General features: G+C 52.3%; 1 protein-coding gene. It reads left to right on the top strand.

What is annotated here, in order from left to right:
- The first annotated feature begins 48 nt into the window (after positions 1-48).
- Complete coding sequence (gene tnpB, locus ACWGS9_RS35405) at positions 49-342, top strand: IS66 family insertion sequence element accessory protein TnpB (RefSeq protein WP_454509504.1); 294 nt, start codon at positions 49-51, stop codon at positions 340-342.
- Positions 343-428 lie beyond the last annotated feature (86 nt).

The raw sequence follows: 428 nt of genomic DNA on the forward strand, positions 1-428 counted from the left end.
GATCCCGACAGAAAGGGGCGTTTGTGGTTGGCGACAGGCTACACCGATATGGGATGTGGCTTTCCACCGCCGGCGCTCCGGGTGCAGGAGGTCCTCAAACACAATCCCCTTGGGGGCAACCTGTTTTGCTTCAGGGGGAAACGTGGAAATTTGTTGAAGGTCATCTGGCATGATGGCCAAGGAGCATGCCTGTTTACAAAAAGACTTGAGCGCGGACGCTTCAGATGGCCGACAGTTGAGGGTGGAGTAGTGACAGTATCTCCTGCACAGCTGAGTTATCTATTGTCCGGAATAGACTGGCGAAACCCTCAGGAAACATGGCGCCAAACGCGAGTTGGGTAGCATTTTTGGGTTGAAAATACAATGGAATATGATTCAATCGGTGCATGAATTCGAAGCCGGTTGATCTTCCCTCGGATCTTGCCAGC

The organism is Mesorhizobium sp. Arg314, from assembly GCF_053714275.1.